The organism is Pseudomonas brassicacearum, assembly GCF_003732225.1.
GTDB lineage: Bacteria > Pseudomonadota > Gammaproteobacteria > Pseudomonadales > Pseudomonadaceae > Aquipseudomonas > Aquipseudomonas brassicacearum_E.
This window is the reverse complement of record NZ_MOBJ01000014.1, coordinates 62,579-83,575: the sequence shown is the minus strand read 5'-3', so window position 1 is coordinate 83,575 and position 20,997 is coordinate 62,579. Positions and strand designations below refer to the sequence as shown.

The following is a 20,997-nucleotide window of genomic DNA, read 5'->3' as shown; positions in this document are numbered from 1 at the left end:
TAACTCGTCACAGGATTCAAGACACATGACCCAGGTTACCAATACCCCTTACGAAGCCCTCGAAGTCGGCCAGACCGCCAGCTACAGCAAGACCGTCGAAGAACGCGACATTCAGCTGTTCGCGGCGATGTCCGGCGACCACAACCCGGTGCACCTGGACGCCGAGTTTGCGGCGGCGAGCATGTTCAAGGAACGCATCGCCCACGGCATGTTCAGCGGTGCACTGATCAGCGCCGCCGTCGCCTGCGAGCTGCCTGGGCCGGGGACTATTTATATCGGTCAGCAAATGAGCTTTCAGAAGCCAGTGAAGATCGGCGACACCCTGACGGTACGCCTGGAAATCCTCGAGAAGCTGCCGAAGTTCCGCGTGCGCATCGCCACTCGGGTATTCAACCAGCGCGATGAGCTGGTTGTGGATGGCGAGGCCGAAATTCTGGCACCGCGCAAACAGCAAACCGTGACACTGCCAACACTGCCCGCGATCAGCATCGGCTGACAACAAAGATCGCAGCCTGCGGGGTTTTGAATACTTCTGTAGAAGCTGCCGCAGGCTGCGATCTTTTGATCTTCTTACGAACGAGCACGCGCCAGGTTACGCAAGGCTTTGACCTGATCGTGATTGCGTTGCGCGCCGTGATACTGACGTTCGACCAGATCACGAATCCCCACCAGATTGTGTTTGTCGATCTTCTCGATCGCTGCTTTGTAAGCCTTCAGGGCATGGTCCTCGCCGCGCTCGGCTTCGTTGAGCACCGCTTCTTCGTCCTTGCCGGTGAGCAACGATTTGAGGTCAACCCAACGACGATGCAAATCACCGCTGACACTGGTTTTGGTCTCGGGATCGCCGCCCATCGAACGCACCGTGCCTTGAAGTTCGGCAGCGGCGGTGGCGCAGTCGGCAGCGCGTTTGACAAACAGCGCTTTGAGTTCAGGATGCTTGATGTCTTGCGCACAAGTCTTGAAACCTTCCTGACCGTCCTTACTGGTCTCGATCAGGTCGTTCAGGACTGAAATCGCTTCTTTATTGATATCGGTCATTTTTCAATTCCTCGTGGGTTGAGAGAGTGCATAAGGTGTTGCACCTCGTATGCCAGCTCTTGAATTGAAATTTTCACTTTATATTTCAACACGTTAACTTTTTACAAAAAATCTGTACCCGAGTTATTTGCATGATCTGTCAATTGGCCTGCATGCAGAATGCCTGTATTTTCCAGACTGTTTGAATCAAGACGACCGATCGATGAATCCCGAAAAGCTTGAACTGCTGATCACCCGCGAAATGCCCTTTGGCAAGTACAAGGGGCGCATCATTGCCGACCTGCCCGGCCAATACCTGAACTGGTTCGCCCGCGAGGGTTTCCCCCACGGTGAACTGGGTGGCTTGTTGGCCCTGATGCAGGAAATCGATCACAACGGTCTGTCCGACTTGCTCGACCCGCTGCGCGCCAAACATGGCAAACCCAAACCTCGCCACTGACCCACGGAACGAGTCGCCCCTATGCCCGAAAATACTCGCCGCGCCCTTGATGAAGCTTTTTGGCAGACGTTTGCCGACCGCTACGAAGTCCAGCCGGGTCCGATCAACCTGGAAAACGGTTACTTCGGCCGCATGTCGCGCACCGTGATCGAGGAATACCAGCGCAACATCGAACTCATCAACCGCAGCAACTCGGTGCATGTGCGCCAGCGCTTCGAAAAGCTCGAAAGCGTGGAGATACGCGGACAGCTGGCCGAGCTCTTACGGGTGCCCGCCGAAGCGGTTGCCCTGACCCGTAGCGCTTCGGACGCGCTGCAATCACTGATTCGCAACTACAACGGTTTGCAGCCGGGCGATCAGGTACTGCTCTGCGATCTGGAATACGACACGGTCAAAAGTGCGATGCGCTGGCTGGCACGCCATCGCGGTGTCGAAGTGATCGAGATCGAACACGCCCATCCCGCCAGCTTCGAGTCATTGGTGGCGAGCTACCGCGAGGCGTTCGTCCGCTATCCAAGGCTCAAGCTGATGGCGTTGACCCACGTCACCCATCGCACCGGTCTGGTGATGCCGGTCAAGGCGATTGCCGAGGCGGCTAAAGAGCACGGGATCGATGTGATCCTCGACGGTGCCCACGCCCTCGGCCAGATCGAATTCAACCTCGATGAACTGGGTATCTCCTTTGCCGGCTACAACCTGCACAAATGGATCGGCGCGCCGCTGACCCTGGGTTTTATCTACATAGCGCCACAGCGCCTGGCCGATATTGATCCCGACATGGGCGAGTTTCATTTCCCGGTCACCGACATCCGCTCGCGCACCCCGTACAGCACACCCAACATCCCGGCGCTGCTGACGTTGCCGCTGGTGTTCGAAGAGCATCACGCCATCGGTGGCGCGGCGGCCAAAGGCGCGCGGCTCAATTACCTGCGCAATCTGTGGGTCGAGGCCGTACGCGACGTGCCGGGCATTGAAATCATGACCCCGGATGATCCGCGACTGTATTGCGGCATCACCTCGATGCGTTTCACCCGGCATGCCGACCAGCAAGCGATGGTCGACCGCCTGCTCAGCGAGTACAACCTGTTCACCGTGGCCCGCAGCGGTTCGGCGTGCGGCAGCTGTATTCGCATTACACCGGGCCTGACCAACACCGCACGGGACATGCATCGACTGGCTCAGGCCCTGATCGAACTGAGTTGATGCAATGAACACCAGGGATTGACCACTCCCCTGGTGTTCACACGGTATAGATGTCGAAGTCTTCGGGCTTGATCTGCGCGGACATCGCGCGCTTGTCGATACCAATGGTCAACTGCCCGAAATATCCGTCTTCCCAGGAGTCACGGGCAATCGTGTGGATTTTCAGTATCGAGTCTTGCCCATGCATTTGGGTAAAGAGCTCATCCTGATCGTTACGCAGCGGCGAAATACTCCGCCCGCTGTAGTCTTTGGCATTCAATACCGAACGTGACGCCACCTCTGGAAGGTACAGTTGGCCAACCCAGGCAACGTGCCGCGCGTCCAGGTAATTACTGCCGGAAACGATTCGCACGGCAACGTGAATATGCACGCTGCGCCCCGCATAAAACCCCGGATAAATCGTGGTAAACCTGACGGCGCCTTTGCGATCGGTGAATTGCCCACCGCGTAAATAAGTGTCGTCATCGGTACGCGGAACCGAGCCGATATCACCGACATCGACCTCTTTATCCGGATCGATCTTGCTCCAGCCCGAATAGGCCCCTCGCGCATTGCATTGCCAGATGTCCACCAGGGCATCCGTTACCGGCTCACAGCTGCTGACGTCGACAATGCTCAATTTGAGTAGCATGGGAATGCCGCTGGCGCCTTCACTGATGTTTCTTCGAATCAACCTGGGGTTTCTGAAGTACGGGCCGGCAATCTGTTCGGGAGCCAATAAACAGACTGGCTCGGTTGCCGAGCTGGTTGCGTGTTCTTCCATGAGTCGCTCTCCTCCATAAGTTGCTCGAAGGATAAGGAGATCTCTGGGGTGGGTTGCGGTAACTATGTATGCCTTTACAGGCATTCCCCCCGTAGCAGCTGTCGAGCCTGCGAGGCTGCGTTAGAGGCGGACCGCGTTCGGGCGAAGTCCTCGCAAATCCTGCATACGCGGTTTGCCTGAAAGAGCGCGTTGCCTGATTTAACGACCGCTTTGCGGCCGGACGCAGCCTCGCAGGCTCGACAGCTGCTACGGGGAAGCCACTTTTCTGCAGGCAAAAAAAAACGGCGCACTGACCAAGTGCGCCGTAAAGCCGTAGAACACAACTACAACGATTCTGCGTAAAAAACCGCCGGTAAAACCAATCAGTCCAGCAGGGCCAGCGCCTCGGCGGTGCACTCCTGGATACGTGCCCAGTCGCCGTTCTTGATCCACTCCGGATCGAGCATCCAGCTGCCGCCGACGCACATCACGTTTTTCAGCGCCATGTAGCTCTTGATGTTGGCTGGACCAACGCCGCCAGTCGGGCAGAAGCGCACTTCGCCGAACGGGCCGCCAAGGGCCTTGATCGCCGCCACACCACCGCTGACTTCCGCCGGGAACAGCTTGAAGCGGCGATAGCCCAGAGCGTAGCCCTCCATGATCCCGGAAGCGTTGCTGATACCCGGCAACAATGGAATCGGGCTGGCAACGCTGGCTTCCAGCAGGTCACGGGTAATGCCTGGCGTCACGATGAACTGCGAACCGGCGGCTTCGGCGGCGGCCAGCATGTTGCGATCGAGCACAGTGCCGGCACCGGTGACCAGCTCCGGGCGCTGCTCACGCAGGACCTGGATGGCCTTGAGGCCGAATTGCGAACGCAGGGTCACTTCCAGGGCCGTCAACCCGCCTGCGGCAAGGGCATCGGCCAGCGGCAGAATGTCTTGCTCGCGGGCAATGGTGATCACCGGCAGAATTCGCGCCTTGACGCAAAGGCTGTCGATCAGGGCAACTTTGTCCGCCATGGAAACGGTCGGTTGAGTGTTTGTCATAGCGGCTGATCCTTGGCTCATGGGCACCAGTAAATCTCTAACGTGGGTTGCAGAAACGCACGAATCGGCATTGCGGCGACATCGTCACCGGCCAGTGCGGCACTCAAGGTGGTCAGTTTGGACTGACCGGATATCGATAGAACGGTGAACCGTGCCGAGGCCAGCAGCGCACGACTCATGGTCAGGCGCTGATGCGGCACGGTCGGCGCCAGCATCGGCCAGCAACGGCGCGTGCCGTCGACCTGCAAGGCGTCGCCAAGATTCGGGCTGTTGGGGAACAGCGAGGCGGTATGACCGTCATCGCCCATCCCCAGCACCAGCGCGTCGATTGCCGGCAACTCGGCGAGCAAGCGGTCGGCCTGCTCGGCAGCCTGCTCAAGGTTGGCAGTGGCGCTGTAGAGGCTGAGGAACTTCGCCTTGGCCGCCGGGCCTTGCAACAAGTAACGCTTGAGCAGACCGGCATTGCTGTCGGCGTGCTCCACCGGTACCCAGCGCTCGTCTGCCAGGGTCACCACGACCTTGGACCAGTCCAGCGCCTGTTTGGCCAGGTGCTGGAAAAACGCCACCGGGCTGCGTCCGCCGGACACTACCAGCGTCGCGGTGCCGCGGGCATCGATCGCGTCGCTGAGTTGCTTGGCCACCGTCAGTGCCAGGCCTTCGGCCAGCAACACGGGGCTGCGAAACTCATGAGCACTGACGCCCTGAGGCAGTTTGAATTCAGATATCGCCATACCACGACCTCCCGTCCCGCGTGATCAGTGCAATGGAGCTCATCGGTCCCCAGGACCCGGCCGCATACGGCTTGGGCGCATCACCGGACTTCTTCCACCCGGCGATCAACTGGTCACACCACTTCCACGCGGCTTCGATTTCATCTTTACGGACAAACAGGTTCTGATTGCCACGCATCACTTCCAGCAACAACCGCTCGTAGGCATCGGGGATCCGTGCGCTGCGATAGGTATCGGAAAAATTCAGCTGCAACGGACCGCTGCGCAGCTGCATGCCCTTGTCCAGGCCTTGTTCTTTGGTCATCACCCGCAAGGAAATGCCTTCGTCCGGTTGCAGACGGATGATCAGCTTGTTGCTGATCTGCAAGCGCTGCTCGGGGGCGAAGATGTAGTGCGACGGCTCCTTGAAGTGGATGACGATCTGCGACAGCTTCTGCGGCATGCGCTTACCGGTACGCAGGTAAAACGGTACGCCGGCCCAACGCCAGTTGCGGATGTCGGCACGCAGGGCGACGAAGGTTTCGGTATCGCTCTGGGTGTTGGAGTTCTCTTCCTCCAGGTAACCCGGCACCGACTTGCCTTCGCTGTGACCGGCGATGTACTGGCCACGCACCACCTGGGTAGTCAGGCCTTCCGGGCTGATCGGCGCCAGCGCCTTGAGTACTTTGACTTTCTCGTCACGGATGCTGTCAGCCGAAAGATCCGCTGGCGGGTCCATGGCGATCAGGCACAGCAGCTGCAACAGGTGGTTCTGAATCATGTCCCGCAGCTGGCCGGCCTTGTCGAAGTAGCCCCAGCGGCCCTCGATCCCGACCTTCTCGGCAACGGTGATTTCCACGTGGGAAATGTAGTTCTGGTTCCACTGGGTTTCGAACAGGCTGTTGGCGAAACGCAGCGCGATCAGGTTCTGCACCGTCTCTTTGCCCAGGTAGTGGTCGATGCGGTAGGTGCGGTTTTCCGGGAAGTACCGCGCCACCGCGTCGTTGACCTTGCGCGACGACTCAAGATCCGAACCGATCGGCTTTTCCAGCACCACACGGGTGTTTTCAGTCAGGCCGACTTTCGCCAGGTTCTCGCAAATCGCGCCGTACACTGCAGCCGGCGTCGCGAAGTAGGCAATCATCCGCTGCGCCGTGCCGGCCAGTTCGGCCAGGGCGACGTAGTCGTCAGACTTGAGGAAGTCGACATGCAGGTACGTCAGGCGTGCCAGGAAGCGTTCGACCACGGCTTCGTCGAGCTCCTTGGCATCGACGTAATGGCGCAGCTCACTGGCAATAAGGGCCAGATGCTCTTGCTCGGTGCCCGGTTCACGGGCCAGTGCGATAATGCGCGTGTCCTCATGCAGCAGGTCGGCGCCATCGAGTTGGTACAAGGCAGGAAACAGCTTGCGCAGGGCCAGATCGCCGAGGGCGCCGAACAAGGCAAAGGTGCACGGTTCAACCGTAATCGAAGGCATGATGTTTGTTCTTTTATCAAGTTAAGCTACAAATACCTTTTTTTAAGGCATCGCTCAAGGAAAAATGTAGTAATAACCACAACATTTTTCCAAAATATACATTCCAAGTGGTGGTCGGTCGGGGCCACCAGTAGGATAGGCCACCATTATGGGCCGCTACACGGGCCCAATCTGCATAGCCGACCTAAGGAACATGAATGGACCGCGTGCGAAATTTACTGGAACAGATCCAGAATCGCCTTGCAGACCTGAACAAGGCCGAGCGCAAGGTCGCCGAAGTCATCCTGCTCAACCCACAGCAGGCCACTCGCTTCAGTATTGCCGCCCTCGCCCAGGCCGCGTCAGTCAGCGAGCCGACGGTCAACCGTTTCTGCCGTTCGTTCGGTGTCAGCGGCTATCCGGAACTCAAACTGCAACTGGCCCAAAGCCTGGCCAGCGGCGCGGCGTATGTCAGCCGCGCAGTGGAAGCCGACGACAACCCTGAAGCCTACACCCAGAAAATCTTTGGCAGCGCCATTGCATCGCTGGACAGCGCCTGCCAGGCACTGGACCCGAACCTGATCAGCCGCGCCGTGGATTTGCTGATCCAGGCCCGGCAGATCCACTTCTTCGGCCTCGGCGCGTCAGCCCCGGTGGCGCTGGATGCGCAGCACAAATTCTTCCGCTTCAACCTGGCGGTTACCGCCCATGCGGACGTGCTGATGCAGCGGATGATTGCCTCGGTGGCCCACACGGGCGAATTGTTCGTGATCATTTCCTACACCGGACGCACCCGCGAACTGGTGGAAGTGGCACGCATTGCCCGGGAGAACGGTGCCTCGGTGCTGGGTCTGACGGCCGAGGGTTCGCCACTGGCCAAGGCCAGCACCTTGAGCCTGAACATTCCGCTGCCGGAAGACACCGACATCTACATGCCGATGACGTCGAGGATCATCCAGCTGACGGTGCTCGATGTGCTCGCCACCGGCATGACCCTGCGCCGCGGCGTCGACTTCCAGCCGCACTTGCGCAAGATCAAGGAAAGCCTCAACGCCAGCCGGTATCCGATCGGGGATGAGTTCAACTAAGGTCGGCAAGTGGGATAAGGCGCAGAACCTGTGGGAGCGAGCTTGCTCGCGATGAGGCCATCACATTCAAGATCAATCTTGACTGTCAGGCCGCCATCGCGAGCAAGCTCGCTCCCACAGGGTTTTGCGTTACTTCGGGGTATCGGGCTGATTCGCCGGATGGGCTTTGACGAAGGCCGGATGCTGCACCGCCAGTGCCGCGACCCGGCGAATCCGCGGATAAGCCTCAAGGGAAATGTTGAAACGCTCGGCTGCATACAGCTGTGGAATCAGATAGACATCCGCCAACCCGGGCGCGCTGCCGAAACAGTAACCGTCGTCACCAATCAAGTGCTCGACTGCCGCCAGCCCCTGAGTGATCCAGTGGCCGATCCAGTGCACCACCTGCGGCTCATCATGACCAAGTTGGCGCAGCTGATTGAGCACACTGACGTTGTGCAGCGGATGAATGTCGCAACCGATCAACGCCGCCACCGCTCGCTCGTGCGCGCGTTTGGCCAGGTCCCTGGACAATAGCGGTACCTGCGGATAACGCTCCTCCAGGTACTCGATGATCGCCGGGGACTGAATCAGCAACTCGCCTTCATCGGTGCGCAAGGCCGGCACCCGGCCTTGCGGGTTGATCCGCAGATAAGCCGGTTGCTGATGTTCGCCACCTTGCGGCGCGATCAGATTGATCGGCAGCGCCTGGTAATCCAGCCCTTTGAGTGCCAGGGCAATGCGCACCCGAAAGGACGACGTCGAACGGTAGTAGGTAAAGAGTTCCATAGCCTGAACCTCTTAGCGTGCTGGCAGGATTTTGCCACGGCATTCGCCGAAACCAATGGAGGCGAAACCGTCACGGCTGCAACGTGCGCGGAGGATGATTTCGTCGCCGTCTTCAAGGAACTTGCGCACTTCGCCCGAAGCCAGTTCGATCGGCTTCTTACCGCCTTCGGTGATTTCCAGCAGGCTGCCGAACTGACCGTTTTCCGGCCCCGACAAGGTGCCCGAACCGAACAGGTCACCGGCCTGCAACTGGCAACCGTTGACGCTGTGGTGCGCAACCAGTTGCGCCACGGTCCAGTACATGTGTTGGGTGTTGCTCAGGGTCAGGCGATGGGCCGGCAGGTTCTGTTCGCGCATGGCGTCGGTGAGCAGCAGCACTTCCAGTTCGATATCGAAGGCACCAGCGGCCTGATCGCGTTTGTCGAACAGGTACGGCAGCGGCTGCGGATCGCCCTCGGGACGCGCCGGCTGGGCACGGCGGAACGGCTCCAGGGCTTCAGCAGTGACGACCCAAGGCGAGATGCTGGTGATGAAGCTTTTCGACAGGAACGGGCCCAGCGGCTGGTATTCCCAGGCCTGAATGTCCCGCGCCGACCAGTCGTTGAGCAGGCAGAAACCGGCAATATGTTCGGCGGCGTCGCCGATGGCAATCGAGTCGCCCAGCTCATTGCCCTGGCCGATCCAGATGCCCAGTTCCAGCTCATAGTCCAGGCGCGCACACGGGCCGAAGGTTGGCTCGGTCTGACCGGCGGGCAAGGTCTGGCCTTTCGGGCGGCGCACGTCGGTGCCGGACGGGCGAATGGTCGACGCACGGCCGTGGTAGCCGATCGGCACGTACTTGTAGTTCGGCAACAGCGGGTTGTCCGGGCGGAACAATTTGCCGACGTTCTGCGCGTGCTCGATGCCGACGTAAAAGTCGGTGTAGTCATTGATCTTCGCAGGCAGGTGCATCTGGCAATCGGCGGCCAATGGCAGCAGTTTCGCGCCTTGGGCTTCGATCTTGCCGTGCAGGGTGCTGCCTTCAGCGAACAGTTCCAGCAGACGCTCACGCAGGGCAACGCGGGCACCACGACCGAGGTCGAAGAAAGCGTTCAGTTGACCGCCACGAGTGGCTTCGACTGCCGTGCGCGCAGCACCGTCAAACAGACCGGCGTCGAGCGCCGCTTGCAGATCGAAAATATGCTCGCCGATCGCCACACCGCTGCGCGGCACCGAACCCTGGGTGCTGAACACACCCAGTGGCAGGTTTTGCAACGGGAAGTCGGCGTGGCCATTGGCGGAGGCAACCCAGCTACGAGTGGGGGTGGTCTGAGTCATGGGTTATCTCCGATTCGGGTTGAAAGTGGCGGGCAGCGAGGCCCAGCAAGCATCGTAGGTGTTTTGCAGTTGCGGGCAATCGAGGGCAAAACGGCTTGGGCGCAATACCTGGCTGGTCTCGAACATGAAGGCCATGGTGTTGTCGATTTTGCTCGGCGCAAGCTCGGCATTGATCGCCTTGGTGCAGGTTTCACCGTCCGGCCCGTGAGCGCTCATGCAGCTGTGCAACGACGCGCCACCCGGCAGGAAACCTTCGGCCTTGGCGTCGTAGGTGCCCTGGATCAGCCCCATGAATTCGTTCATCAGGTTGCGGTGGAACCACGGCGGACGGAAGGTGTTCTCGGCAACCATCCAGCGCGGCGGGAAGATCACGAAATCGAGGTTGGCCAGGCCGTGAACGCTGGTCGGCGACGTCAGAACCGTGAAGATCGACGGGTCCGGATGATCGAAGCTGACGGTGCCGATGGTGTTGAAGCGGCGCAGGTCATATTTGTACGGCACATTATTACCGTGCCAGGCGACCACATTCAGCGGCGAATGGTCGAGCTCGCAGCCCCACAACTCGCCGAGGAATTTCTGCACCAGGGTGGTCGGCTGCTTGAGATCTTCGTAATGCGCGACCGGCGTCAGGAAGTCCCGTGGATTGGCCAGACCGTTGCTGCCAATCGGTCCGAGGTCCGGTAGACGCAGTGGCGCGCCGTGGTTCTCGGCCAGGTAGCCACGAGCTTGCGGGTCGAGCAGTTCGATGCGGAACTTCAGGCCGCGTGGCAGCACGGCGATTTCCAGCGGCTCCAGCTCCAGCACGCCGAGCTCGGTGGCGATGCGCAACCGACCCGACTCCGGCACCAGCAACCACTCGCCATCGGCGTTGAAAAACACCCGCTCCATCGAGCGATTGGCGCGGTAGTGATAAATGCTGATCCCGGTCGGTTTTTCCGAACCCGAATTGGCCGCCATGCGCACAAGACCGTCGATGAAGTCGGTCGGTTCGGCCGGAATGTCCAGCGGGTTCCAGCGCAGACGATTGGGCGTCACTTCGCCCAGCGAACCGCCGGCCAGCTGTCGATCAAGCTTAACGAACGCCGGGTGATTGGCCGACGGCTGAATACGGTACATCCAGGTGCGTCGCGCTTCACTGCGCGCCATGGTGAACGCAGTTCCGGAGAACAGTTCGGTGTAGAGACCGTAAGGGGCTTTTTGCGGGGAGTTCTGGCCGACGGGCAGTGCGCCGGGCAACGCTTCACTGCTGAATTCATTGCCGAAGCCTGACTGGTAAACCAGCGCTGGCGCCGTTGAATCGAGGTTCATGGAGCCTCCTGAACAGGGAGTAGGTCGTGGCCCATGGCTCCTTTTCAGAAGTCTCGGCACGCCCGGGTTGTTTTTATCGTAATTAGATTACGCTTAACGTAATTTGATTGGTATTGACCGTCAAGCTATAAAGACGCCCATTCGTCCCGGGATCACACCGCCTCCATGGAAAAGCCGCGCAACACCGCCGATAACAACAGCAAACAGAAAGTCCGCTCGGCCGAGGTCGGCACCGACATCCTCAAGGCCTTGGCCGAATTGTCGCCGTCGACATCTTTGTCGCGTCTGGCCGAACACGTGCAGATGCCGGCGAGCAAAGTTCACCGCTATTTGCAGGCGTTGATCGCCAGCGGGTTTGCCGAACAAAACACCGCCACCAACCATTACGGCCTCGGCCGCGAAGCCTTGCGCGTTGGCCTGGCCGCGTTAAACAGTATGAACGTGCTGAAAGTCGCCGCCCTGCCACTGGCCGAGTTGCGCGATGACCTGAACGAAACCTGTTTCCTCGCGGTATGGGGCAACCAGGGCGCGACCGTGGTGCATATCGAGCCGGCGGTGCGGGCGGTGACGGTGGTGACGCAACTGGGTTCGGTGCTGCCGCTGCTCAGTTCATCCACCGGCCTGGTGTTCAGCGCGTATTTGCCGAACCGTGAAACCGTTGAGTTACGGGAACTGGAATTGCTGGCAACGGCTGCCCACCCGCTGGCTGATGACCAGACCTACACAACCTTGTGTGAACAGATCCGCGAACGCGGCCTGCATCATGTGCATGGTTTGCTGATGCCGGGAGTCGATGCACTCTCGGCACCGGTGTTTAACGCTGTCGGCCAAGTAGCGGCGGTGCTGACCATCGTCGGCCCGACCTCGTTGTTTCACGCCGACGAAAACGGCCCGGCGGCGCAGCGACTGCTGGCGGCGACCCGGGCCGTGAGTTGGCGGATGGGCTATGAGCCCGTCGCCGCTGGTTAAATCGTTTGGCACTGAACGCCAGTACTTACACCAGGATTGTCCGCTCGCTGGACTCTGGCTCCTCGAGCGCCTCCTTCATCAAGGCGGTCATCACCGCCAGATCCACTGTTGTTCCACTGCACGCGGAGACAACGCTCATGCAGGTATTCGTATCGCCCGCTGCCCCACATAGAATGTATGGCGAGCGTTGACGAAAATCTTATCCGGGTCGATAAGTTCGTTGGTTTCAGCCCTGACAAACTCCTGGGCATGGAAATTCACGAAAGCCTTGAGGGATTTTGTTTCTCTCAACCGTTCATCCAGCGCTTGCTCTTTTTCTGTCAGGGACTGTTCAGCGTCCAGGTAATACTGGCGATCTTCCTCACTCGCACGCTGCAGCCCATCAGGAATTAGATGACGTTGTTCAGTCATTGATCGCTTCGACGGGCGTAAAAGTTCTTCCTAAACCTTATCGCCTGCAACTTTCGTTAAAACATCAATACCCACACACTCTTCCTTTTGGTGTTTTATAGAACAGCAAATTACCACCCACCGACCCAACGACTCCGCGTTGAACAAAACTACCAAATAGCTTTGCCTCAGCAACAGCCTGAGAGACTGAGTTCTGCCTCCCCCACCCCTCTCATTCATCCGTCGCGCATGGATTTTTATCGAATGTAACAGTATGAACCTGCTCTTAATCAGCGAAGAACTTTTCTTTCCTGAACTCAATAACAATCCCATGACAGATCCTATTAAGCTCCCTGACATCCAGCACACGTGGATCCACACGATATTTCAGATCCATGCTCCATCGAATAGAAAAAATACCGGCGGACTTTTCATCGAATGACGGAAGCTCATCGTGCTGCACTTTCTCCATGACAGCCCACGTCAGAGACTCTGAGTAAGAGACAACTTCCTGTTTTAGATCATTGATAACCCAACCAGAAAGAAAGGTGTCATCGGGATCCAGACCATAACCACGCTCCTTGAAAATATGATTCAGTTTAATACGAGTTTTTTCGAGAAGAACATCAGACATCATAAAGCCCCTATAAATAAATTACCCATTGAACGACACCAGAAAGCAAAACACCAACTGGCCGCCCAATCATTTATAGACACTTACAACATCAAGCACACTCACAAACTTGTTTAAATTCGTAAAAACAACAATTGAAACAACCCACAATCACGTCAAACGCCCAACCATTACAGCAAAATCGGCCTATTCTTTCCGCACACTAACTACAGACACATTCAACTATTAAACCACCCCCCCTAACATAATGGCCTTAGCCACTGCTTGCGTCCTGCGCTGGACCCCAAACTTGCTGTGTATCCGTCGCGCATGGGTTTTCACCGTGTGCAGCGAAATGAACAGTTGCTCCGCGATCTGTTGATTGGAACACCCCAACGCTATCAACTTGAGCACTTCCATTTCACGCAGACTCAGAGGGTTTTCTTTGAGACCTGACCCAACACTCTCGAACTGCGTTTGTGTCTCTTCCAGGACTGCGATCAGGTTCGGCTGACGCAAACGCAGTTCGCGTAACGCCTGCTCACCATGACAGCGTTTCACCCATTCCTGGCCCACTTTCAGGGCTTGCTTGGCCAGGGCTCGATTACCTGTCAGATAAGCCACCTCAGCCGATACGAGATGGAGTTCCGTTTCCAGACTGTGCATACCACGTTCGTGCGCTTGCTCCAGCAATACCTTGAGTTTTACCTGCGAATCATTCGTCCGTTGCAAGTGCACATCGGCCAGTATCAGCAAGTACTCGATACCCGGGATCAGCTCCAGCGTCGCCGGCGGAGCCTGACGCGCGTCGGGCCCGTGATAGTGGCGCAGCACCCGGGTCAAGGCTTCGTGGGCCAACTCCGGGCGTCCCTGCTGCAACCAGAAGTGGCTGCTGACTTGCAGCAGGACACCGCGATAAACGGTATCGGGAATGTGCTGGCGCTGCATCATTCGCTCTGCATCTCGCAAACGGACGAAGGCCTGAGCGTAATCACCCTGATTGGCGGCCACTTGGGCCAACCCCAAAAAGCCGTACAACACGCGCTTGTCCTGACTGCGCAAACACAGTTGAAGTCCTGACTCGAAAAACTCGGCAGCTTGCCCGTCATGCCCCTGACACAGAGCCAATCGCCCCCGACGCAGGGCAATCCGCCCCAGCAATGGCGTGGCATGTCTGGCTTGCTCGCACAGCAACTGATTGATACTGCACAACAGGCTTTCGGCGCGATGAGGTGCACCGCGCTGCTCCAGCAGTTGCGCGTGATCGAGCTCCAGCAAGCCCTCGAACAGCAACGCCCCTTGCGCCCGCGCCAGACACAGCGCCTGGCGATTGAACGCCTGAGCCACGTCGAGTTCACCCTTGAGCAAGGCTTGCTGAGTCAACCCGGACAAACACAGCAAACGTGCCGGCCAGGCCAAGGCTGAAAGCTCGGTCAACGCATCGAGAAAATGCTCACGGGCAGGTTCCATGCGCCCTTGCAAATGCAACAACCAACCTTGCTGAGCCTGCCAGCGCGCCACCAGTTGACGCTGCAACGTGGCCGACGGTTGCGGGGCGAATCGGGCCATTTGCTCGATACAGACGCCCGCCTGTTCGAAGCGTCCGGCGAACAACAATGCAGCGGTGATCAACCCGACCAACTGCGGGCTGCCAAACATCAGGTCGGCACCTTGCTGTTCATGCAGACGCAGCAGCAACAGCACATTCTGATGCTGGAACAAATGCTCGAAGCTGAAATGCTGCAACAGGCTGACCGCGACCTCAAACTCTTCGGCCAATAGCGCCTGCTCGAACGCCACTTGCCAGTCTTGCTGTGCAATGAACCACTGACAGGCCCGACGATGCCACGAGCGACCGGCCTCCCATTCATCATCGCGTACCAGTTTCGCCAGCGGCGGGAACACCTGCAGCCAGTCTGCCGAGTCTTCCCAGGGCTCGATGAAGCAGCCGAGCTCCTGCAAGGTTCGTAACCAGTGGCCACCCTCGCCCGCGCCGAACAGATGTTCGCAGAGCCCGATGTTGAAACACGGTAGATGAGCCAGCACTCGCCAGGCTTCGGAGAGTTCCGGTGACAAGGTGCTGAACAGCTCGTGATCCAGGTAATCGAGCAACGTCGCCGAACGCCCCTGCTTGAGTTCACTGACACTGCTCCCGTTGCCATCGAGCAAGGCTACTCGCACGCAGGCGCACCAACCACCGCTGCGCTGAAAGATCCGTTCGCTCGCATTCGCACACAGCGAATGGGGAAGCTTTTCGATCAACTGCTGGATTTCTTCGCGGTTGAATACCAGCTCGGCACTGGCGCACTCGTACAGATCGTCATCGAGCAACAACCGCGGCCAGTTGCAATGCGGACGTCGACGCCCGCCCAGCCACCACGTCAGGGCCGGGCTGCTGACGGCCAGCACGCGATCAAGCAGCGCGTCGAGCTCTGGTGCCGGAACGCGGCAATAGTCATCGAGAAACAACCAGGTGGGTGCCTGCAAATGCGCCAGATACGCCAACAGACTCGGCTCGTCTTGCACCGCAAGCCCTAACGCCTGCGCCAACGTCCGACAAAATTCAGCGCGGCTTTGCAGCGCGCCGTTCAAGGGCAACCAATAAACCGTGCACGGCGGCGGTGCCTGCAACAGGCACTCGGCGAACAGCGCGCTTTTACCGCTGCCAGCCGGTGCGCAGAGCAATTTCACCCGCGCAGTCGATGCCAGTAACGGTTGCGCCAGGCGCTCGCGGGGCAGGTGCTGGGAAGACAAACGGGGCAGGAATCCTGGACGGTCCAGACACTGAGTCATGGCGGTCATTGCGGCGTGCCTTTTTATAGTTGTGGCGCAACCCTAACCCTCTCCCGGCGCCGTGTTGAGAAACATTCAGGACGCTGATTGGCGCCCATAAAAAAGGTGACCGGCGGGTCTGATTACCCCAAAAGATCGCAGCCTGCGGCAGCTCCTACAGAGGGTCGGCGTAGGAGCTGCCGCAGGCTGCGATCCTGGTGATCTCGTGTCAAAACCCTTACCGAACGCCCTCTGCACGCAAGGCTGCCGGGGTGTAGTCGGCCGCCTTGGCGTCGAAGCCGAACTCGAAGCTGTGCTTCTCTTCGTTCTTCATCCCCAAGGCGATGTAACGGCCGGCGATGATGTCGTAGAGCGCTTCCAGGGTGTAAGCCGGTGTCTGGTGATCGTAGTAGTACTGGGCATGACCTTCGGCCACGCGCCAGAGTTGGCCGCGACCGTCGTAGTGGTCCACCAGCGCGACTTGCCAGCTGTCTTCGTCGAGGAACATGTGGCGTTTGGCGTAGATGTGCCGCTCGCTCGGTTTGACCGTGCCGACAATTTCCCAGACCCGGTGCAGTTCATAGCGGGTCAAGTCCTGGTTGATGTGCCCGGCCTTGATCACATCGTCGTACTTCAGGCTCGGCGAATCGAGCTTGTAGCTGTTGTACGGAATGTACATTTCCTTCTTGCCGATCAGCTTCCAGTCATAGCGATCCGGCGCACCGGAAAACATGTCGAAGTTGTCCGAGGTCCGCAGGCCGTCGGCGGCGGTGCCTGGTCCGTCGTAGGCCACTTGCGGAGCACGGCGTACGCGACGTTGACCGGCGTTGTAGATCCACGCCAGGCGCGGCTCTTTCACCTGATCGAGGGTTTCGTGAACCAGCAGGACGTTACCGGCCAAACGTGCTGGCGCGGTCACCGACTGCTTGAAGAAGGTCAGCACGTTGGCGGCTTTTTCCGGATCGATGTCCTTGATCAGGTGCGGTACGGCGATCTCTTCCTCGAAGCGAATCGGCGTGTAGGCGCCGTTGGTCTGCGGGGTCACCTGAGTGATGATGCGTTTGAGATTGCCGCCGTGATAACGGGTGATGTGGTTCCACAGCACCTCGACGCCATTCTTCGGAATCGGGAAGGCGTAGTAACGGTTACCGGTGAAGTTGGCCAAACCGTTACCGTCGTTGATGCTGGTGACGTTCAGCGCGCTGCGCTTGGCCGACTCATAGATGTCCGGCGGCACGGCCACTGTGCGGTGGGTCGGGTAGACCGGGATCTTGTAGGTGTCCGGGTAGCGTTTGAACATCGCCACCTGCCCGTCCGAGAGCTTGTCCTTGTATTTGTCGACCGTGGCCGTGGTGATGGTGAACAGCGGTTTTTCACTGGCGAACGGGTCCGCCAAAAAGCCTTTGCTGTCCACCGCACCGGCGTTTTTCGGGATGCCACCGGTCCAGGCCGGAATCGAACCGTCGGCGTTCCCGGCCTTCTCGGCACCCAGCGGCGTCAGGCTGGTGCCCAGTTTTCCAGCTTCTTCGGGCGATACCGCCGCCATCACGTTGGCTGCCAGCAAGCTCAGGGCCAGGGCACCGCATTGCAGAATAATCTTGCGCATAAAATCATCCTTCTCAGACAAATCAGAAGTTCACGCCGACACTCAAGGCGAGGAAGTCGCGGTCAGTCAGGGTGTTGTAACGGCCACCGAAGAAGTCGGTGTAACTGAGGCTTGCGGTGTAGGTGTTGCGGTAGTCGGCATCGACCCCAAGGCTCACGGCCTTGGCACCCTGGTTGAACAATCCGTTGGGCCCGTAACCACTGACGTCATGCGACCAGGAGAGGTTGGGCTTGAGGTTGACCCCGCCGATCACGTTGGCGTAATCGAGGATCGCCCGCGCGCGGTAACCCCAGGACATCGAGGTGACAAAGCCGCCGGTGTCACCACCGAAACCGTACTGGCCGTAGACCGAGTCACGGCCGTAACGCAGTTGGCTGCGCGGCTCCAGACCTCCGACCCGCACCACCGCCGCCTCGCCAACAACGGTCAAGCGCTCCGCGCCGAGTACCTGGTCGAAGAAGTGCGTCAGGGTGCTTTGCACTTGGGTCACTTCCTTGCGCCGGTAGCCGCTGTTATCCGCGCCCGGCGAGGTCTTGATCGGCGACGCGGCACCGCCGGCAATCGGATTGAGCAGCGCCAGCGTCAGGTCATTGGTGTTGACCTGTATCGGCGCGTTCGGCCGATAGCTGATTTCCCCGGTCCACGCAGTGCCTGTGGGCAAGGTGGTCGCAAAGCTTGCGCCGTACAGGCGAATGTCCTCCGGGTATTCGAGGAAATACTGGCCGCGTCCGAGCATCACGCTTTGCGCCAGAGCAGAGCCGGTTCCCGGAGCAATCGCGTTGGCGGTGCCGACAATCCCCGGGAGCGCCGACAGCGTCGAGCGGCCCGCGGTGATGGTGCCGACGATCGGCGTGCGACTGTGGTAGTTCATGAAGTAAAGGCCGTACTCGGTATCGTCGCCCAGCCAGCGCAAGGCGGTCCCCCACTGCCCGGAATTACGCGCATCGCGGTCGCTGGCGCGCTGGACGATCACCCCTTCGCGGCTGACTTCGAAACCCTGGCCAAACGCCGCGGCAATCGGCTGCAACGGTGCAATCGCCGGGCTGCCGACGGTGTAACCCTTGGTGCAACCTTCAGCCGCCACGTCGACGCCGAAGAAGGTGCCGCAGTTATCCAGAACGGTCTCGTCCCACTGCAACTGGTAGAAACCTTCCACCGTCAGTTGGTCGGTAAGCCCTTGGGAGGCAAACAGCATGTTGACCGGAATCAGGCCTTCCTTGATTTCCGCACCGGGACGGCGGAACGCTGAGACGTCGATTGGGTTGATACTGTTGATCGAGTTGCCGATAAAGGTACTTTCACCCCAACTCACCACCTGCTTACCGGCACGCACGGTGCCCGGCAGGTCGGCGATGGAATAGTTGTGATAGACGAACGCATCGAGAATCTCCCCACCGGAGGATTTGGCGCCTTCCTTACGGTCGTCGTTGCTGACGTTCTTGAACTCCAGGTCGCGGTTTTGCAGCGCAAAGTCGTACCAGTATTTACCCCGCACGAAGACCCCGCTATCGCCGTACTTCAGTTCGAGGTCATGGATGCCCTTGAAGATTTCCGAATAAGCTTGCCCTTTCTTGAAGTTCAAACGCCCATCGTCACCGGTCGATGACTGGCCCGTGCCGCCATTGACGACGCCCACCAGCGACTTGTCGGCATCGCGCATGCCCCAGCTCGCGCCGATCGACAGCGAAGAGTCGAACGTGCCCTCGATTTCCCCGATATTGAAATCGACAGCCTGCGCCTGGGCACAGCAACCCAAGGCGACCGCGACGGCGAGCGTCTGCGGCGTGAAGATGGCGCGCATTGTTGTTTTTGTCATGCGTCTTCCCCGGTGAGTGACAGAAGGCCCCACCCTACTGCCGCCCTATGGGCGCGATAAGCGCACCAAGGAGGTATTCGCGTTGTACCTCCAAAGGATGAATGCCCGCATGGGCCGGGGCTTTGCGCCGGGCATGGATGGGCTGGATGAAGGGCTATCAGTCACGCGCATGACGCGGAGCAGACGCAGATCCCGTAGCAGCTGGCGAAGCCTGCGTTCGGCGGCGCAGCCGTCGTAAAACATGCAACCTCATTCGTCCAGATTCACCGCGCTCGCTGGATTCACGACGGCTTCGCCGCCGAACGCAGGCTTCGCCAACTGCTACGGTGTATATGTGTGTGCGGATGGATGTGGCAGCGACTGTTGCCGAGGCTGTAACAGTCATTGTCCCGAATCGCTATTTTTCCTTTGACGATAAGGACTTATCCTTGCCTGGCTTTCACGGCAATGGGCCCGAAAGCACGATGTACCGAGGTGTGACCCTCCCGCCTCACTGGCGACAGAATCCAGATGAGTTGAAACCTTTTCAGTTTATCGCCCCGTGTTCACTGACGTTGATTTGTAGCTCCTTGATCCAACGTCTTACCTTGGCCGCTGCGTTTGCAGCGGCCTTTTTTATGCGCGAAAAAAAAAGAACCCCGTGAGCACGGGGTTCGATGTGGGGTGTTCAGAAGCGAAGGTGATTGAGGGCTGGCCGCTAATAAACTTCGGGTTTACAGCGAATACTTCTGCAAATTCGCCATCATTTCCTTCAGCGCCTCAATGTTGTCCTTGGGATGCGCTGCACCTTCGAAGTCGCAAATCTGCTCCCAGTGAGCCGCAACATCTTCCGGTGAGAACCCCTCACGCGGATCAAACCCGGCGCCGAGGCTGCGCTCCCAGCGCACCTTGCCCATCCAGCCACCGCCAACTTCGAACAGGCCAGAGGTTTCCTGGCAGTTTTCGCTGCCCAGGTACACCACCAGCGGGCTGACCAGTTCCGGTTTCAGCTGTTCGAAGACTTGCGGCGGGATCAGGCCTTCGGTCATGCGCGTGCCGCCCGTCGGTGCGATGGCGTTGACCAGGATGTTGTTCTTGCGGCCTTCGATGGCCAGGGTTCGGGTCAGGCCATAGAGGCCGAGTTTGGCCATACCGTAGTTGGACTGACCGAAATTGCCATAGATGCCCGACGTCGAGGCAGTGAAGATCACTCGACCGTAGTTTTGCTCACGCATGTGCGGCCACGCGGCGCGGGTGACTTTATAGGCACCTTCGACATGGACGCGGTAAACCAGGTCCCAATCGCCGTCTTCCATTTTGTGGAAGGTCTTGTCACGCAGAATCCCTGCGTTGTTGACCACCACGTCGACACGCCCGAAGGCATCAAGCGCGTTCTGCACAATTTTGTCGCCGTCGGTGACGGAGTCGTGGTTGGCCTCGGCAATACCGCCCGCTTCGCGAATTTCCGCGACTACACGGTCTGCCGCTGAAGCGTTGGCGCCTTCACCTTGAGCCGAGCCTCCGAGATCGTTGACCAGCACCCTGGCGCCCTGCCTGGCGAATAACAGTGCATGAGCCCGTCCGAGGCCGCCGCCTGCACCCGTGATGATCACGACTTTATCTTCGAAGCGAACAGACTCTTTCATTACCAAACTCCAGCGGACCAGGGACAGTGAGTCCGAGTGTCAGGCACGGCGCGAGTGCTCACAATCAACAGGGCTGAGGCTGAATGGT

At 59.1% G+C, this 20,997-nt stretch carries 19 protein-coding genes; 5 read left to right on the top strand and 14 right to left on the bottom strand.

Annotation, left to right across the window (positions count from 1 at the left end; all coding sequences use genetic code 11):
- The first annotated feature begins 25 nt into the window (after window positions 1–25).
- Window positions 26–496 carry a MaoC family dehydratase gene (locus tag BK659_RS20125; protein WP_071553717.1) on the top strand — a complete coding sequence of 157 codons (471 nt, stop codon included), beginning with the start codon at window positions 26–28 and terminating at the stop codon, window positions 494–496.
- Window positions 497–570: 74 nt separating this feature from the next.
- Here BK659_RS20125 and BK659_RS20120 read toward each other — a convergent pair whose 3' ends face one another.
- A complete protein-coding gene (locus tag BK659_RS20120; RefSeq protein ID WP_123426716.1) occupies window positions 571–1,038 on the bottom strand; it encodes a PA2169 family four-helix-bundle protein in 468 nt (155 codons plus the stop codon).
- A gap of 202 nt (window positions 1,039–1,240) precedes the next feature.
- On the opposite strand from BK659_RS20120, the gene BK659_RS20115 reads away from it, so the two are divergent.
- Window positions 1,241–1,477 (top strand): DUF3820 family protein, encoded by a 237-nt coding sequence (locus BK659_RS20115; RefSeq protein WP_071555809.1) that lies wholly within the window; start codon window positions 1,241–1,243, stop codon window positions 1,475–1,477.
- Between the two features lie 21 nt (window positions 1,478–1,498).
- Complete coding sequence (locus tag BK659_RS20110) at window positions 1,499–2,680, top strand: aminotransferase class V-fold PLP-dependent enzyme (RefSeq protein ID WP_123426715.1); 1,182 nt, start codon at window positions 1,499–1,501, stop codon at window positions 2,678–2,680.
- Between the two features lie 37 nt (window positions 2,681–2,717).
- On the opposite strand, the gene BK659_RS20105 is transcribed toward BK659_RS20110, so the two are convergent.
- The 4 genes from BK659_RS20105 to zwf form a co-directional block, all read right to left on the bottom strand.
- On the bottom strand, window positions 2,718–3,443 hold the full coding sequence (locus BK659_RS20105; RefSeq protein ID WP_123426714.1) for an intradiol ring-cleavage dioxygenase: 726 nt from the start codon (window positions 3,441–3,443) through the stop codon (window positions 2,718–2,720).
- Between the two features lie 362 nt (window positions 3,444–3,805).
- Window positions 3,806–4,471 (bottom strand): bifunctional 4-hydroxy-2-oxoglutarate aldolase/2-dehydro-3-deoxy-phosphogluconate aldolase, encoded by a 666-nt coding sequence (locus tag BK659_RS20100; protein WP_024264889.1) that lies wholly within the window; start codon window positions 4,469–4,471, stop codon window positions 3,806–3,808.
- Between the two features lie 17 nt (window positions 4,472–4,488).
- Window positions 4,489–5,202, bottom strand: coding sequence for a 6-phosphogluconolactonase (pgl, locus tag BK659_RS20095; protein WP_123426713.1), 714 nt, complete (start codon window positions 5,200–5,202; stop codon window positions 4,489–4,491).
- Window positions 5,189–6,658, bottom strand: coding sequence for a glucose-6-phosphate dehydrogenase (zwf, locus tag BK659_RS20090; RefSeq protein WP_123426712.1), 1,470 nt, complete (start codon window positions 6,656–6,658; stop codon window positions 5,189–5,191). The genes pgl and zwf overlap by 14 nt, the downstream gene beginning before the upstream one ends.
- 206 nt (window positions 6,659–6,864) lie before the next feature.
- Between zwf and BK659_RS20085 the strand changes: the two genes are divergently transcribed.
- Window positions 6,865–7,725 (top strand): MurR/RpiR family transcriptional regulator, encoded by an 861-nt coding sequence (locus tag BK659_RS20085; RefSeq protein ID WP_178098709.1) that lies wholly within the window; start codon window positions 6,865–6,867, stop codon window positions 7,723–7,725.
- A gap of 129 nt (window positions 7,726–7,854) precedes the next feature.
- Here the strand turns inward: BK659_RS20085 and maiA are convergent, their stop codons facing one another.
- The 3 genes from maiA to hmgA are packed head-to-tail and all read right to left on the bottom strand — an operon-like array spanning window position 7,855 to window position 11,118.
- On the bottom strand, window positions 7,855–8,493 hold the full coding sequence (maiA, locus tag BK659_RS20080; protein WP_123426710.1) for a maleylacetoacetate isomerase: 639 nt from the start codon (window positions 8,491–8,493) through the stop codon (window positions 7,855–7,857).
- Window positions 8,494–8,505: 12 nt separating this feature from the next.
- A complete protein-coding gene (gene fahA / locus BK659_RS20075) occupies window positions 8,506–9,810 on the bottom strand; it encodes a fumarylacetoacetase (RefSeq protein WP_123426709.1) in 1,305 nt (434 codons plus the stop codon).
- A gap of 3 nt (window positions 9,811–9,813) precedes the next feature.
- Window positions 9,814–11,118 (bottom strand): homogentisate 1,2-dioxygenase, encoded by a 1,305-nt coding sequence (gene hmgA / locus BK659_RS20070; RefSeq protein WP_123426708.1) that lies wholly within the window; start codon window positions 11,116–11,118, stop codon window positions 9,814–9,816.
- A gap of 165 nt (window positions 11,119–11,283) precedes the next feature.
- Between hmgA and BK659_RS20065 the strand changes: the two genes are divergently transcribed.
- Window positions 11,284–12,087, top strand: a complete 804-nt coding sequence (locus BK659_RS20065) for an IclR family transcriptional regulator (RefSeq protein ID WP_123426707.1) — start codon at window positions 11,284–11,286, stop codon at window positions 12,085–12,087.
- 135 nt (window positions 12,088–12,222) lie between these two features.
- Here the strand turns inward: BK659_RS20065 and BK659_RS20060 are convergent, their stop codons facing one another.
- The 6 genes from BK659_RS20060 to BK659_RS20035 form a co-directional block, all read right to left on the bottom strand.
- Window positions 12,223–12,498: a hypothetical protein gene (locus tag BK659_RS20060; protein ID WP_185015421.1), complete on the bottom strand. Its 276-nt coding sequence runs from the start codon at window positions 12,496–12,498 to the stop codon at window positions 12,223–12,225.
- A gap of 265 nt (window positions 12,499–12,763) precedes the next feature.
- Window positions 12,764–13,111 carry a hypothetical protein gene (locus BK659_RS20055; RefSeq protein WP_123426706.1) on the bottom strand — a complete coding sequence of 116 codons (348 nt, stop codon included), beginning with the start codon at window positions 13,109–13,111 and terminating at the stop codon, window positions 12,764–12,766.
- A 225-nt stretch (window positions 13,112–13,336) separates the two neighbouring features.
- Window positions 13,337–15,892: a LuxR C-terminal-related transcriptional regulator gene (locus tag BK659_RS20050; protein ID WP_123426705.1), complete on the bottom strand. Its 2,556-nt coding sequence runs from the start codon at window positions 15,890–15,892 to the stop codon at window positions 13,337–13,339.
- A 208-nt stretch (window positions 15,893–16,100) separates the two neighbouring features.
- Window positions 16,101–17,468, bottom strand: coding sequence for a DUF1329 domain-containing protein (locus BK659_RS20045; protein WP_123426704.1), 1,368 nt, complete (start codon window positions 17,466–17,468; stop codon window positions 16,101–16,103).
- A gap of 22 nt (window positions 17,469–17,490) precedes the next feature.
- Window positions 17,491–19,284: a DUF1302 domain-containing protein gene (locus BK659_RS20040; RefSeq protein WP_123426703.1), complete on the bottom strand. Its 1,794-nt coding sequence runs from the start codon at window positions 19,282–19,284 to the stop codon at window positions 17,491–17,493.
- 713 nt (window positions 19,285–19,997) lie between these two features.
- A complete protein-coding gene (locus BK659_RS20035; RefSeq protein WP_123426702.1) occupies window positions 19,998–20,909 on the bottom strand; it encodes an SDR family oxidoreductase in 912 nt (303 codons plus the stop codon).
- Window positions 20,910–20,997: the final 88 nt, after the last annotated feature.